Annotated in this window: 1 protein-coding gene; it reads right to left on the bottom strand. The window is 50.0% G+C overall.

What is annotated here, in order from left to right; genetic code table 11:
• On the bottom strand, window positions 1-314 hold a 314-nt coding region (locus ACTQ16_RS16905; protein ID WP_441938602.1), incomplete at both ends, for a reverse transcriptase domain-containing protein.

Genomic DNA, 314 nt, shown 5'->3' with positions numbered 1-314 from the left:
AGGGAGACCTCGGCTTGTGAGTTCCTTGTCCAACTCGTTGAGCATGATGTTGCTCAAAAGCGGACTTAACGGTCCTCCTTGGGGAGTGCCTTCCCCACTTGCCTCGAACATACCCTTGCTCATCATACCACTGCGGAGATATTTGTGGATAAGGTTTATCACCCTACCGTCCTTTATCGTGCGGCTGAGGATTTCTATGAGTCTACTGTGGCTCACCGTGTCGAAGAAACGCTCCAAGTCGAGGTCAACCACATAAATGTAGCCATCATCGATTATTTTCTGAGCACCTCTTAGGGCATCATGGCAGCCTCTTC

Source organism: Prevotella sp. LCP21S3_D2, assembly GCF_052118345.1.
Classification (GTDB): Bacteria; Bacteroidota; Bacteroidia; order Bacteroidales; family Bacteroidaceae; genus Prevotella.
Note: the sequence above shows the minus strand (reverse complement) of the source record. Positions and strands in the feature narration are given on the sequence as shown.